This window comes from Streptomyces sp. PH9007 (genome assembly GCF_059813725.1).
Genome location: NZ_CM187440.1, coordinates 4,362,269 through 4,376,413 on the forward strand (window position 1 = coordinate 4,362,269; position 14,145 = coordinate 4,376,413).

At 74.9% G+C, this 14,145-nt stretch carries 9 protein-coding genes; 8 read left to right on the forward strand and 1 reads right to left on the reverse strand.

Annotated features, from left to right (window positions below):
• Together ACTFAP_RS20205 and ACTFAP_RS20210 are read left to right on the forward strand one after the other, a co-directional pair.
• On the forward strand, positions 1–1,419 hold the full coding sequence (locus ACTFAP_RS20205) for an NAD-dependent malic enzyme (RefSeq protein WP_386532692.1): 1,419 nt from the start codon (positions 1–3) through the stop codon (positions 1,417–1,419).
• A 322-nt stretch (positions 1,420–1,741) separates the two neighbouring features.
• Positions 1,742–2,023, forward strand: a complete 282-nt coding sequence (locus ACTFAP_RS20210) for an HU family DNA-binding protein (protein WP_019433197.1) — start codon at positions 1,742–1,744, stop codon at positions 2,021–2,023.
• Positions 2,024–2,248: 225 nt separating this feature from the next.
• Here the strand turns inward: ACTFAP_RS20210 and murA are convergent, their stop codons facing one another.
• Positions 2,249–3,571: a UDP-N-acetylglucosamine 1-carboxyvinyltransferase gene (murA, locus tag ACTFAP_RS20215; protein WP_390117123.1), complete on the reverse strand. Its 1,323-nt coding sequence runs from the start codon at positions 3,569–3,571 to the stop codon at positions 2,249–2,251.
• A gap of 119 nt (positions 3,572–3,690) precedes the next feature.
• Here murA and ACTFAP_RS20220 point away from each other — a divergent pair, with 119 nt between their 5' ends.
• The 6 genes from ACTFAP_RS20220 (at position 3,691) to ACTFAP_RS20245 (ending at position 14,099) form a co-directional block, all read left to right on the forward strand.
• A complete protein-coding gene (locus ACTFAP_RS20220) occupies positions 3,691–4,248 on the forward strand; it encodes a YqgE/AlgH family protein (protein WP_500467045.1) in 558 nt (185 codons plus the stop codon).
• Positions 4,249–4,259: 11 nt separating this feature from the next.
• A complete protein-coding gene (locus ACTFAP_RS20225) occupies positions 4,260–4,583 on the forward strand; it encodes a DUF3039 domain-containing protein (RefSeq protein ID WP_262833150.1) in 324 nt (107 codons plus the stop codon).
• Between the two features lie 29 nt (positions 4,584–4,612).
• On the forward strand, positions 4,613–6,262 hold the full coding sequence (locus tag ACTFAP_RS20230; protein ID WP_500467046.1) for a beta-N-acetylhexosaminidase: 1,650 nt from the start codon (positions 4,613–4,615) through the stop codon (positions 6,260–6,262).
• Positions 6,263–6,392: 130 nt separating this feature from the next.
• Positions 6,393–7,310 (forward strand): FAD binding domain-containing protein, encoded by a 918-nt coding sequence (locus ACTFAP_RS20235; protein WP_390117117.1) that lies wholly within the window; start codon positions 6,393–6,395, stop codon positions 7,308–7,310.
• Between the two features lie 3,026 nt (positions 7,311–10,336).
• A complete protein-coding gene (locus ACTFAP_RS20240; protein WP_500467047.1) occupies positions 10,337–11,734 on the forward strand; it encodes a (2Fe-2S)-binding protein in 1,398 nt (465 codons plus the stop codon).
• Between the two features lie 4 nt (positions 11,735–11,738).
• Positions 11,739–14,099, forward strand: coding sequence for a xanthine dehydrogenase family protein molybdopterin-binding subunit (locus ACTFAP_RS20245; protein WP_390117113.1), 2,361 nt, complete (start codon positions 11,739–11,741; stop codon positions 14,097–14,099).
• Positions 14,100–14,145: the final 46 nt, after the last annotated feature.

Genomic DNA, 14,145 nt, shown 5'->3' on the forward strand with positions numbered 1-14,145 from the left:
ATGGCAACGGCGCCCAGCGTCTCGTACTCGATGACCGTTCGGCTGGAAGTTCCGGCCAGCGGCACGGCGGTCAGTCAGCTCACCACGGTCGTGGAGTCCTCCGGGGGTTCCGTCACCGGTCTCGACGTCACCGCGTCCGGCCACGAGAAGCTGCGTATCGACGTCACGATCGCCGCCTCCTCCACGGCGCACGCGGACGAGATCGTGCAAAAGCTCCGGGGGATCGAGGGCGTCGCGCTCGGCAAGGTCTCCGACCGTACGTTTCTGATGCACCTCGGCGGCAAGATCGAGATGACGTCGAAACACCCGATTCGCAATCGCGACGACCTCTCGATGATCTACACCCCCGGCGTGGCCCGGGTGTGCACCCAGATCGCCGCCCACCCCGAGGACGCCCGGCGCCTGACCATCAAGCGCAACAGCGTCGCCGTGGTCACCGACGGCTCCGCCGTCCTGGGCCTGGGCAACATCGGCCCGCAGGCCGCGCTGCCCGTCATGGAGGGCAAGGCGGCCCTCTTCAAGCGGTTCGCCGGCATCGACGCCTGGCCGATCTGCCTGGACACCCAGGACACCGACGCCATCGTCGAGGTCGTCAAGGCGATCGCCCCCGGATTCGCGGGCATCAACCTCGAAGACATCTCCGCCCCGCGCTGCTTCGAGATCGAGGCGCGGCTGCGTGAGGCCCTGGACATCCCGGTCTTCCACGACGACCAGCACGGCACCGCCATCGTCGTACTCGCCGCGCTGCACAACGCGCTGCGCGTCGTCGACAAGGAACTCGCCGACGTGCGCGTGGTGATGTCCGGCGCCGGCGCCGCCGGCACCGCGATCCTCAAGCTGCTGCTGGCGGCCGGCGTCAAGCACGCCGTCGTCACCGACATCCACGGCGTCGTGCACGCGGGCCGCGCCGACCTGGTGGACGCCGAACCCGGCACCCCGCTGCGCTGGATCGCCGACAACACCAACCCCGACGGCGTCACCGGCACCCTCAAGGACGCCATCGTCGGCGCCGACGTCTTCGTCGGGGTCTCCGCCCCCAACGTGCTGGACGCCGACGACGTCGCGGCCATGGCGGACGACTCCATCGTGTTCGCGCTCGCCAACCCCGACCCGGAGATCGACCCGGCGATCGCGCGGCAGACCGCCGCCGTGGTGGCCACCGGCCGCTCGGACTTCCCCAACCAGATCAACAACGTGCTGGTCTTCCCCGGGGTCTTCCGCGGTCTGCTCGACGCCCAGTCGCGCACCGTCAACACCGCGATGATGCTGGCCGCCGCCCGCGCGCTGGCCGATGTCGTCGGCGAGGACGAGCTGAACGCCAACTACATCGTGCCGTCGGTGTTCAACGAGAAGGTCTCCGGCGCGGTCTCCGGCGCCGTCCGCGAGGCCGCCCAGGCCACTCACGCCGCCGAGGCGTAGGCCACACCGCGCGGCCCCGCAGCGGCCCGCACACGGCTCCGTACGGCCCCGGCACCGGCCCGCCCCCGGCGAGTCGGTTGCCGGGGCCACCGGCGCCCCCCGTAGGGTGACCCGGAGGCTGAGCCCCGGGACGGACGCCAGGACTCTTCGTGTGACACCGCGGGCGCCGGATTGGCCTTCACACCACTGGTGGAGGCAGGATGCGTATCCGGGCGCGAGGGTCACCAAAGCTGACCCGGGTCCGGGAACTGTCCGAGGGTCCTGGCAGCATCGGCTTCGATCTCACGCCTCATCGGCAAGGAAGAACACGGGAGTACGAAATATGAACCGCAGTGAGCTGGTGGCCGCTCTGTCCGAGCGTGCCGAGGTGACCCGGAAGGACGCCGACGCTGTACTGGCGGCCTTCGCGGAGATCACCGGGGAGATCGTGTCCAAGGGCGACGAGAAGGTCACCATCCCCGGCTTCCTGACCTTCGAGCGGACCCACCGCGCGGCGCGCACCGCCCGCAACCCGCAGACCGGCGAGCCGATCCAGATCCCCGCCGGGTACAGCGTCAAGGTGTCCGCGGGCTCCAAGCTCAAGGAAGCCGCCAAGGGCAAGTGACCCTGAGCGCAGGCTCTGGGCAGTACCACCGGCAGTAGGCACCGCGAGGGGCCGCCGGCCGTGGTGGTGAACGTATGAGGGTGGCCCCCAGCCAGGGGGCCACCCTCTTCGCCGTCCGTGTACGGCAGATGTCCCGCGCCCCACCCCCGGATGACGGCTGGCCGTGCGGCCGGGTGCGAGACGCGGGACGGACGCCGCGGGGCGCCGGGTTACGCGGGGTGCGGGTTACGCCGGGCGCTCGACCTTCGCGCCCAGATCCTCCAGCTTCCTGATGAAGTTCTCGTAGCCGCGGTTGATCAGGTCGATGCCGTGCACCCGCGAGGTGCCCTGCGCCGCCAACGCCGCGATCAGATAGGAGAAACCGCCGCGCAGATCGGGGATCACCAGATCCGCGCCCTGGAGCGTGGTAGGCCCCGACACCACCGCCGAGTGCAGGAAGTTGCGCTGCCCGAACCGGCAGGCCGAGCCGCCCAGGCACTCGCGGTACAGCTGGATGTGCGCGCCCATCTGGTTGAGCGCGCTGGTGAATCCGAGCCGCGACTCGTACACCGTCTCGTGCACGATCGACAGCCCCGACGCCTGGGTCAGGGCGACCACCAGCGGCTGCTGCCAGTCGGTCTGGAAACCGGGGTGGACATCCGTCTCCAGCGCGATCGCGTTGAGCGGGCCGCCCGGGTGCCAGAAGCGGATGCCCTCGTCGTCGATCTCGAAGGCACCGCCCACCTTCCGGTAGACGTTCAGGAACGTCATCATCTCCCGCTGGGCCGCCCCGCGTACGTACACGCTGCCCTTGGTGGCCAGCGCGGCGCTCGCCCACGAGGCGGTCTCCAGGCGGTCCGGGAGGGCCCGGTGGGTGTACCCCTCCAGGCGGTCCACACCGGTGATGCGGATGGTGCGGTCGGTGTCCATGGAGATCATCGCGCCCATCTTCTGGAGCACGCAGATGAGGTCCTCGATCTCCGGTTCGACCGCGGCGTTGGAGAGTTCCGTCACACCCTCGGCCAGCACGGCGGTCAGCAGCACCTGTTCGGTGGAGCCCACGGAGGGGTACGGCAGCCGGATCTTGCAGCCGCGCAGCCCGCGCGGCGCCTCCAGGTACTGGCCGTCGGCGCGCTTGTCGATGGTGGCGCCGAACTGGCGCAGCACGTCGAAGTGGAAGTCGACCGGACGGCCGCCGATGTCGCAGCCGCCGAGGCCGGGGATGAACGCGTGCCCGAGCCGGTGCAGCAGCGGGCCGCAGAGCAGGATCGGGATGCGGGACGAGCCGGCGTGCGCGTCGATGTCGGCCACGTTGGCGCGTTCGACCCGCGAGGGGTCCATGTACAGCTCGCCCGGCTCCTCGCCGGTGCGCACGGTCACACCGTGCAGCTGCAACAGCCCGCGTACAACACGGACATCACGGATATCGGGGACATTGCGCAGCCGGGACGGACTGCTGCCGAGCAGCGCCGCCACCATGGCTTTCGGCACGAGGTTCTTGGCGCCCCGCACCTTGATCTCGCCCTCGATCGGGGTGCCGCCATGAACAATCAGGACGTCGTCAGTCATGGAACTCGCGATCTCCAAGAGGGCCGGGGGAATCGAGCGGAGGTAATCGAAATGGTAATGCTCCACACGGTCCGCACCCGGCACTCCCCACCGCCCTCCCGATGGGGAATCATGTCCTCATGACCGAGGTGTCCTCGCTCACCGGGCGGCTGCTGGTGGCCACCCCCGCGCTGTCCGACCCCAACTTCGAGCGCGCCGTGGTGCTGATGCTCGACCACGACTCCGACGGTGCCCTCGGGGTCGTCCTCAACCGCCCCACCCCGGTCGGCGTCTCCGAGGTGCTGGAGGGCTGGGCCGAGCTGGCGGGCGATCCCGGCGTCGTCTTCCAGGGCGGCCCCGTCGCCCTGGACGCCGCCCTCGCCCTCGCCGTCGTGCCCGGCACGGGGCCGCTGGGCTGGCGGCGGGTGCACGGCTCGATCGGCCTGGTGGACCTGGAGGCGCCGCCCCAGGTGCTGGCCGCCGAGGTCGGCTCCCTGCGGGTTTTCGCCGGCTACGCCGGATGGGGGCCCGAGCAACTGGAGGCCGAGCTGGAGGAGGGCGCCTGGTACGTGGTGGAGTCCGAACCGGGGGACGTGTCCGCCCCGCACCCCGAGGGCCTGTGGCGGGCGGTGCTCCGCCGCCAGCGCGGCAAACTGGCGCTGCTCGCCACTTACCCGGATGACCCCTCGCTCAATTAGGCTTGGTGGTCATGAGCACCCTTGAGCCCGAGCAGCAGCCCGAGCGCGGTGCGGGCACCGGCACCCTCGTCGAGCCCGTCCCGCAGACATCGCACGGCGATGGCGACCATGAGCGCTTCGCCCACTATGTCCAGAAGGACAAGATCATGGCGAGCGCGCTGGACGGCACGCCCGTCGTGGCGCTCTGCGGCAAGGTGTGGGTACCGGGCCGGGACCCGAAGAAGTACCCCGTCTGCCCCATGTGCAAGGAGATCTACGAGTCCATGGGCGCCTTCGGCGGCGGTGGCAAGGGCGGTAAGGACGGCAAGGGCGGCAAGGGCGGCGGCAAGAAGTAAGCCGCCGCCGTGGCGGGAACCATCCCTCCATGACCGTTGAGAATGCCGAGACCGCAGGGGCGCCCGGGGGCACGGGCGCCGATCTCGTACCGGCACCGCTGACGTACACGCCGGGCCCGGGTGCCGGGCCCGCACTGGGGCCGGGGGCCGTGCTCGACGCCGCCCCCGGTACCGAAGGGACGGCCCGCCTGCTGCGGGCCTTCCTGGACCTGGAGCCGTCCGGCGCCGACCACGGGGCACGGGTGCGGCTGACCGTGGACCCGCAGCTGGCCGGCGGCCCCGAGGCGTACCGGCTGACCGCGGACGCCGATGGGGTGCTCATCACGGGCGGCGGCCCGGCCGGGGTCTTCTGGGGCGCCCAGACGCTGCGCCAGCTCGCCGGACCCGACGCCCACCGTCACGCCCCGCTCACCGGACGTGAGTGGCGGCTGCCGGCCGTCACCGTCGAGGACGCCCCGCGCTTCGCCTGGCGCGGCTTCATGCTGGACGTCTCCCGCCACTTCCTGCCCAAGGCCGGCGTGCTGCGCCAGCTGGACCTGATGGCCGCCCACAAGCTCAACGTGCTCCATCTGCATCTCACCGACGACCAGGGCTGGCGGGTCCAGATCGACCGCTACCCGGAACTGACCGGAACGGGCGCCTGGCGGCCCCGGTCCCGCTACGGGCACCGCCACTCCCCGCTGTGGGACGAACGGCCGCACGGCGGCTTCTACACCCGCGAGGACCTGCGGGAGATCGTCGCCTACGCCGCCGAGCGGCACATCACCGTCGTCCCCGAGATCGAACTGCCGGGGCACTCCCAGGCGGCCATCGCCGCGTACCCCTGGCTCGGCAACGAGGGGCACGGTTCCCCCGGGGTGTGGACCGACTGGGGCATCAGCCCGCACGTGCTCGCCCCCACGGACGAGGTGCTGCGCTTCTACGAGAACGTCCTGGCCGAGATCCTGGAGATCTTCCCCTCGCGCTTCATCCACATCGGCGGCGACGAATGCCCCAAGGACCAGTGGCGCACCTCACCCGTGGCCCAGGAACGGATCGCGCGGGAGGGGCTGGGCGACGAGGACGGACTCCAGTCGTGGTTCATCCGGCACTTCGACCGCTGGCTGACGGAACGCGGACGGCGGCTGATCGGCTGGGACGAGATCCTGGAGGGCGGACTGGCGCCGGGCGCCGCGGTCTCCTCCTGGCGCGGCTACGAGGGAGGCGTCGCGGCGGCGGAGGCGGGACACGACGTGGTGATGTGCCCCGAACAGTTCGTCTACCTCGACCACCGGCAGGCACCGGGGGAGGACGAGCCGATGCCGGTCGGCTGGGTCCGTACGCTGCGCGACGTATACGAGTTCGAGCCGGTGCCGCCCGCGCTGGCAGGACAGGAAGCGGAACGGCACGTCATCGGCACCCAGGCCAACCTGTGGACCGAACTCATCGACGGCGAGGCCCGCGCCGACTACCAGACCTACCCGCGGCTGTGCGCGCTCGCGGAGGTGGCGTGGAGCGCGCCCGGGCGGCGCTCGTGGCCCGACTTCGCACAGCGGATGACGCGCGCGCACTACGCGCGGCTCGACGCGCTGGGTGTCGCGTACCGGCCGCCGGGCGGCCCGCTCCCCTGGCAGCGGCGGCCGATGCCCGCCGGGCACTCCGGACAACTCGGGCGTCCCGTCGACGGCGAGCCGAGCTGAGTTCGCAACGGGCGTGACGCGCTTCCGGAATGAGGGTGACCCCGGCACCGGTGGAGCGGAAAAATGTGCCAGAGTTGCTTCGCATACCGTACGGCTGGGCAGCCGGGACAGCCGGAAAGGGGCAGCTGGATTGAGCACGCACGCACCTCAGGCCTCTCGGGCGGAAGCGCCGCGGAACCAGGGCGCTCAACTCGTCGCGCTGCCCGCCACCCTGGACGACGCCGTGGCAGCCCTGGTGGACACCCCGGCCGCCGTACCCGTGGCGGGCGGCACCGACCTGATGGCCGGGGTCAACGCCGGGCTGCTGCGGCCCGCCGCCCTCGTCAGCCTCGGCCGGCTCGGTGAACTGCGCGGCTGGGAGTACCAGGACGGGCACGCGCTGCTCGGCGCGTGCCTCACGCACGCCCGCATGAGCCGCCCCGACTTCGCCGCCCTCATCCCGGCCCTGGCCGCGGCCTCCCGCTCGGCGGGGCCGCCGCAGGTGCGCAACGCCGGGACGCTGGGCGGCAACATCATCTCGGCGGCGGCCTCCGGCGACACCCTGCCGGTGCTCGCCGCACTGGAGGCGACGCTGCTGGTCGCCGGCCCCGAGGGGCAGGGCCGGCAGATCCCCGTCAGCAACCTGCTGGCCGGCATGGACCACCTGCGCCCCGCCGAACTGCTCGCCCACGTCAGGGTTCCGCTGCTGCACGCCCCCCAGACCTTCCTGAAGGCGACCGCGCGCAGCGGCCCCGGGCGGGCGCTGGCATCGGTGGCGGTGGTGCTCGACCCGATACGGCGCGAGGTGCGGTGCGCGGTGGGCGGCGTCGCGCCGATGCCGCTGCGCCCGCTGGACGCGGAGCGGTGGGTGGCGTCGCTGGTCGACTGGGACGGCGAACACGGGCGGGCGCTGGCGCCCGAGGCGCTGACCGCGTTCGGTGACTACGTGGGCCTGGCCTGCGTTCCCGATCCGCAGCCGGGGGAGGCGCAACTGCCGGCTGCTGTGCTGCATGTGAGGCGAACCGTGGCGACACTGGCCCGCCGTGGACTCGGAAGGGCGCTGCGATGAACGACGATCAGCGGCGGCCACGGCCACAGAGTGGCTGGGCCGCGGGGGAGTACGGCGGCGACTACGACGCGGACGCGACCGCGTTCGTGCAGTTGCCGCCCCAGCCGGTGCCGGGTACGGACCCGCTCGCGGTGAGCGGGGGCGGGTCCCCGGTCACCGACCCCGGTGCGACCGGGGCGTGGTCCCTGCCCTTCGCACAGCAGGCGCAGCAGGCGCAGCAGGCGCCGCCGGGGCAGCAGGGCGGGCAGGGCGAACTGCCGGAGTCCGGCCCCTGGACCGCCCCCCAGCAGGCGAGCTGGCCGGGCGCGCAGCAGTCAGGAGGCGGCACCGCCTCCTGGCCTGGCGCGGCAGCCGCGCGCTGGCCCGCTGCGGCCGGAGTGGGGACGGACGCCGGGGGCGGCCGGCCCGAGGGCGACGCGCACGCCGGCGGCGGCGCGGCGCTGCGGGAGGGCTGGCAGGACGCCGCCGCACCCACCGGCGCCGGGCCGGGGACCGGGGCGCCGGGCACGGCCAACGGTGCCGCGCCGCACGGCGATTGGCCGGACACGACGGAGAACGGACGCACCGGCAGCTGGCCGGGCGCGGCGGCCACCCTCGCCGCCACCGGAGCGGTGCCGACCGACACCGCCATGGACAGGCCCGCGCAGGGCTGGCCCGAGCAGGCCGGCGGCGCGACGCCACCGCAGGGAACGGGCTGGACCGACCCGGGAACGCAGGCACCGGCCGCCACGAACGGCCCGTCGCCCCAGTCCTCATGGCCCCACAGCGGCGCCAACGGGGCGGCCCCGGCAGGAAACGCCGGGGACGCGGCCCCGAACGAGGCCACCGGCCAGACGTCATGGCCGCACCAGGCCACCGCAGCCGCACCGGACGGTGGCGCGGGAGAGCCTCACGCGGGGCCCGGCCCGGCCGGTCCCGCACAGCCTGTGGACGGCGGCGACGGCGCGGCTGCCCCCTGGTCCGAGGCACACGGCAACGGAGCGCCCGCCCCGTCCGGGGCGCCGAACGCCCAGACGGGCGAGACCAGGCGCCCCAGCTGGTTCGACGCGCCTTCCAGCGCTGCCAACGGTGTCAACGCTGCCCAGGGTGGCCACGGCGACGCACAGCGGCAGCCCTGGTCCGATCGTGCCCCCGGCGGCCCGTCCGCCGCGCCGGGCACGGAAGGTGCCCCGGTGAGCGGCGCCCAGCCCGCAGGCGGCGCGCCGCAGGCCGGCTGGCCGGCCAGCGGCGGAGGCGAACTCCCCGCTCAGCACGGTTCGACGGCGCCGGACGCCGGCGGTACGCCCCCGGCGGGATGGCCGGAGACGCACGGTGGCGTCCCCACGCCGCCCGGTGCGCCGAGCCCCGCCGGTTCTACGGCGCCGGGCCCCACGGCCCCGGACGCGATCCCGGCGGAAGCCGGGCACGGTGGTGTCTCTCCGGGGGGTTGGCCGGAGAGCAACGGTGCCGTCCCCACGCCGTCCGGTGGGGCGAACGCCGGTGGCTCCGCGGCCCCCGACGCGGTCGCGCCCGAAGCCGGGCACGGCGGAATCCCCCAGGCGGGTTGGCCGGAGACGCACGGCAGCGTGAGCGCGGCTGCGGGTCCCGCCGGTACGAGCGAGGTCCTGCACGGTGGTCCGCCGGCGGCGGACTGGTCCGACGGTGCCGGGGTACCGGTTCCGTCCGGCGTGAGAGGTGGTCCGCACAACGGTGCGCCCCAGGCGGGTTGGCCGGGCACCGGCGGCTCAGGCGTGTCTGTTCCGTCCGACCCGGCGAGCGCGGACGGTTCCGCCGCGCGGTCCGCTGCGGCTCCCGCCGTTCCGGTCGCCGCTACGCAGTCGGCCGCCGGTGGCGACGCCACGAACGGTCACCCCCCGCAGGGCACCTGGCCGCACACTCCTGGCACCACGGGAGCGGGCGTCGCCCACGGCGACGCCCCGGCTCAGCCCGTCGGTGCCGCCGTGGCCGTTGACGGCGCCCCGAACGGGGCGGCCCCGCAGGCCGCGTGGCCCGACGCACCGGGTAACCCGGCGACGGACGGTGCCCGTGGGGCCGGCGCGCACAACGGTGCCGACGTGCCCGCCGGGTCTCACGGTGCGGCAGCACCGGGGCACGACGTACAGCCGGCGGCCGGGACCGCCCCCGTGGAGGGCGGCGCGCCTCCCGCGCAGTGGCCCGACGCCTCAGGGCCTGCGGTGGCGGGTGGCGCCCCAGCGCCTGAAACACAGGGCGGCGGGGGCGAACACGGTGCCCCCGAAGGGACGGCCGGACCGGCGCACGGCGGGCAGCCGGTGGCCGGGGCCGGCCCCGTGAGCGGTGGCGCGCCTCATGCCGAATGGACCGAGGCACCCGGCCACACGGCGACGGGCGGTACGCCCGGTGTCGCCGCCGGAGACGGTTCGCCGCAGGCGGAGCGATCCGACGTGTCGGCTGGTGTGGCGGCGGCTGCCACCCCCGCGTCCGAAGCCCGCGGTGCTGCGGGCGGGCGCGGTGCGCCCGAGGGCGTGCGGCCGGAAGCCGGTGGTAACGGAGTTCCGCAACGGACGTGGCCCGAGACATCATCCGGCGACCCCGCGCCCGGTGGTGCACCACTCGGCGCGGCTGCCGGTGCCGGTGCGACGCAGCACGGCTCTCCCCAGGCGGCGTGGCCCGACGCTTCGGGCAACGCGGCGCCGGGCGATGTCCGTGCGGCCGAGGCGCCGAACGGTGTGCCCGGGGCGGTGCCCGCATCCGCCCACGGCGGGGCGGCTGACCTCGGCAGCGCGGTGGGCGCGGGCGCGCCGAGCGCCGCGCCATCCGACCGGAACGGCCCGGCCGTGGCGGGGGTTCCTGCTCAGGTCGGACGGGTGCCGGACGGTACGGACGGGCGGGGTGTGCCCGTGCCGCCGGGTGCGGAGCAGGCTCCGCAGGCGGGTTGGGACGGACCGGCGGCCCCCGGCGCGGGCGCGCCGAGCGCGGCGCCTTCTGACCCGCATGGCCCGGCCGTGGCGGGGGTTCCTGCTCAGGCCGGTCCGGTGCCGGACGGTACGGACGGGCGGGGTGTCCCCGTGCCGCCGGGTGCGGAGCAGGCTCCGCAGGCGGGTTGGGACGGGCCAGCGGCCCCCGGGACGGGCGACACCGCAGGCCCGGGCCCGCAGCCCGGTACGGAGAACGGCGCCACACCGGACGCCGGTTGGCAGCAGCACGGTCTGCACGGTCAGGACGGGGCACCACAAGCCGGCGCCCCGGACGGCGACGCGGCGACCGATCGGGGCCCCGCACCGGGGCAGCCCGGAACGGGCAGCGGTGCCTGGGCGGGACCGGGATCCCCGGGCGCCCCTTCAGCGGAAACGGTTTCGTTCCCCGGTGAGCCGGGGCCCGGCGCGGCCGGTCCGGCCGACGCCGCCCGGCCGGAGGCCGAGGCGATTCCCGTACCGGCCGCAGCCGTTGCCGTTTCCGGCGCCGCCGGGCCGGAACACGGCCACGCCCACGCGCCCGCCGACTCCGCCGGTTCGGCGACCGGGCCCGCACAGGTCGACGTGGCGGCCGGTCCGGACGTCGCGGGCGCTCCCGGCGCCACCGAGGCACCCGGCGCGGCCGTCCACCCGACGCCGGGCGGCGACGCCCCGGCGGCACCGGAGGCTTCGACCGGCGCGCACTCCCCGGCCCCGGAGGGCTCCGCCCCCCCGCCGGACGGCGCCGCCGCCGGACCCACCGCCCCGGACGCCCACCTCACCACCCCGCCGCCCCCGGCCGCCGAAGGCGGCCCCGTGCAGCGGCCCGCCACGTTCGGCGGCAGCGGAGGCGGGGACGAGTCCGGGTCCTGGGTGATCCCCTCCGAGGTCACCGACCCCGCCCATGGCGAGAGCGAGCCCGCGCCCCCGCCGCCCCCCACCGACAGCGAGCACCCCGAGACCTCCTACGTGCTGCGCGTCAACGGCATCGACCGTGCCGTCAGCAGCGCCTGGATCGGCGAGTCCCTGCTCTACGTCCTGCGCGAGCGCCTCGGCCTCGCCGGGGCCAAGGACGGCTGCTCGCAGGGCGAGTGCGGGGCCTGCTCCGTGCAGGTCGACGGGCGCCTCGTGGCGGCCTGCCTGGTTCCGGCCGCGACCGCCGCCGGGTGCGAGATCCGTACGGTCGAGGGGCTCGGCACCGAGGAGGAACCCTCCGACGTGCAGCGCGCCCTCTCCTCATGCGCGGTGCAGTGCGGTTTCTGCCTGCCCGGCATGGCCATGACGGTGCACGATCTCCTGGAGGGCAACCACCAGCCCACCGAGCTCCAGACCCGCCGGGCACTGTGCGGCAACCTGTGCCGCTGCTCCGGCTACCGTGGCGTGCTGGACGCCGTCCGCACCGTGATCGACGAGCGGGCCGAACGGGCCGAGCACGCCGAACGGGCCGCCAGGACCGCCGCAGAGCCGCCTCGTATTCCGCAGCAGTCCGGCCCGTCCGAGGGAGACGCCTGACACGATGAGCGAGCAGCCCATCGACGGCATCACCGCCGTCACCGTCGCCGGTGCCGAGCCCGCGCCGGGCCCCGCCGAGGGTGCCCCGGCGCTCGGCCTCGGCGCCTCCGTTCCGCCGGCCGACGCCGCCGCCAAGACCACCGGCGTCTACCCGTACACCGCCGACCTGTGGGCCGAAGGGCTGCTGTGGGCGGCGGTGTTGCGGGCCCCGCACCCGCGGGCGAGGATCCGGGGCATCGACACGTCCGAGGCCGCCGCCCTGCCCGGCGTGCGCGCCGTCGTCACGCACCTCGACGTGGGCGGCACGCCCCCGGGCGACCGGCCGCCGCTGGCCGCCGACGAGGTCCGCTACCACGGTGAGCCGGTGGCGGCCGTCGCCGCCGATCACCCCGAGACGGCCAGGCTGGCCGCCGCCGCGATCGCCGTCGAGTACGAGGTGCTGCCGCCCGTCACCGACCCGGAGAAGGTGTTCGAGGCCGAACCGCTCCACCCGGACGGCAACATCATCCGGCACATCCCGCTGCGGCACGGCGACCCGAACATGAACGGCGAGATCGTCGTCGAGGGCGTCTACCGCATCGGCCGCCAGGACCCCGCCCCCATAGGGGCGGAGGCGGGCCTCGCGGTGCCCCGCCCCGACGGCGGCGTCGAGGTGTACACCGGCAGCACCGACCCGCACGGCGACCGCGATCAGCTGGCCGCCTGCCTGGGGCTGGAACAGGAGCAGGTCAAGGTCTATGTGACGGGTGTGCCGGGCGCGTTCGGCGATCGGGAGGACCTCGGCTTCGAACTGCCCCTCGCGCTGCTCGCCATCCGCACCGCGTCCCCGGTGAAGCTGGCGGCCACCCGCGAGGAGTCGTTCCTGGGCCACCCGCACCGGCATCCCACCATGCTGCGCTACTGGCACCACGCCGACCGCGAGGGCAAGCTGGTGAAGGTCGAGGCGCAACTGCTCATGGACGCGGGCGCGTACGCCGACGGTTCGGCCGAAGCGCTGGCGGCGGCCGTGTCGTTCGCCGCCGGCCCCTACCGCGTCCCGAACGCCGTCGTCGACGGCTGGGCGGTGCGCACCAACAACCCGCCCTCCGGCCATCTGCGGGGCGAGGGCGCCCTCCAGGTGTGCGCCGCGTACGAGGGCCAGATGGACAAGCTGGCCGCCCGGCTCGGCCTGGATCCGGCCGAGGTGCGGGCCCGCAACGTGATGAGTACGGGTGACCCGCTGCCCACCGGGCAGGCCGTCACCTGCCCGGCGCCGGTCGCCGAACTGCTGCGCGCGGTACGGGAGTCCCCGCTCCCGCCGCCGCCCGACGAGGACTGGGTGCTGCCCGGCGGCCCCGACGGCGCCGCCGATCCGGGGGCGGTGCGCCGTGGCGTGGGCTATGCCCTGGGCATGGTGCACATGCTCGGCGCGGAGGGTGCCGACGAGGTGTCCACGGCCACCGTCAAGGTGGAGGGCTCGGTGGCCACCGTGCTGTGCGCGGCGGTGGAGACGGGGCAGGGGTTCGCCACGCTGGCGCGGCAGATCGTGCAGGAGGTGCTGGGGGTCGAGGAGGTGCATGTCGCACCGGTCGACACCGATCAGCCGCCGGCCGGTCCCGGGCTGCGCGGCCGCAACACCTGGGTGTCGGGCGGGGCGGTGGAGCGGGCGGCGAAGATGGTCCGCACCCAGCTGCTCCAGCCGCTGGCCGCGACCTTCGGGATGTCGGCCGAGCTGCTGACCATCGCGGACGGCAAGATCACCTCCTACGACGGGGTGCTGAGCACGACGGTGGCGGAGGCCCTGGAGGGCAAGGAGCTGTGGGCGACGGCGCAGTGCCGCCCGCACCCCACCGAGCCGCTGAACGCAGCCGGTCAGGGCGACGCGTTCGTGGGCCTGGCGTTCGCGGCGGTTCGGGCCGTGGTGGACGTGGATGTCGAGCTGGGTTCGGTGCGGGTGGTGGAGATGGCCATCGCGCAGGACGTGGGCCGGATCCTCAACCCGGCGCAGCTGCGGGCCCGTATCGAGGCGGGGGTCACGCAGGGCGTGGGCACCGCGCTGATGGAGCATCTGCGGGTGGCGCGCGGCGTGGTGCGGCGCCCGGACTTCGCCGACTACGCGCTGCCGACCGCGCTGGACGTGCCGGAGATCCGGATCGTGAAGCTGCTGGAGGAGCGGGACGTGGTCGCGCCGTTCGGGGCCAAGGCGGCGGGCGCGGCGCCCGTCGTGGTGTCCCCGGCGGCGGTGGCCGCGGCCGTACGGGCGGCCACCGGGCGGCCGGTGAACCGGCTGCCGATCCGCCCGCAGTCGGCGGTGGTCACCGCGGGCCAGGCGGGCGCCGCCGGTGCGGCGGGCGCGGTGCCGGGCCCGGCCGGCGTCCCCGCGTAACGGCCAAGGGGCTTTCCCTGTACGGGTGGGGCGGCCGGCGCGGCAG

Bases quoted from the DNA above. Each gene is read 5' to 3' on its own strand.
- ACTFAP_RS20205 (WP_386532692.1), top strand. From the start codon at position 1: ATGGCAACGGCGCCCAGCGTCTCGTACTCGATGACCGTTCGGCTGGAA.
- ACTFAP_RS20210 (WP_019433197.1), top strand. From the start codon at position 1,742: ATGAACCGCAGTGAGCTGGTGGCCGCTCTGTCCGAGCGTGCCGAGGTG.
- murA (WP_390117123.1), bottom strand. From the start codon at position 3,571: ATGACTGACGACGTCCTGATTGTTCATGGCGGCACCCCGATCGAGGGC.
- ACTFAP_RS20220 (WP_500467045.1), top strand. From the start codon at position 3,691: ATGACCGAGGTGTCCTCGCTCACCGGGCGGCTGCTGGTGGCCACCCCC.
- ACTFAP_RS20225 (WP_262833150.1), top strand. From the start codon at position 4,260: ATGAGCACCCTTGAGCCCGAGCAGCAGCCCGAGCGCGGTGCGGGCACC.
- ACTFAP_RS20230 (WP_500467046.1), top strand. From the start codon at position 4,613: ATGACCGTTGAGAATGCCGAGACCGCAGGGGCGCCCGGGGGCACGGGC.
- ACTFAP_RS20245 (WP_390117113.1), top strand. From the start codon at position 11,739: ATGAGCGAGCAGCCCATCGACGGCATCACCGCCGTCACCGTCGCCGGT.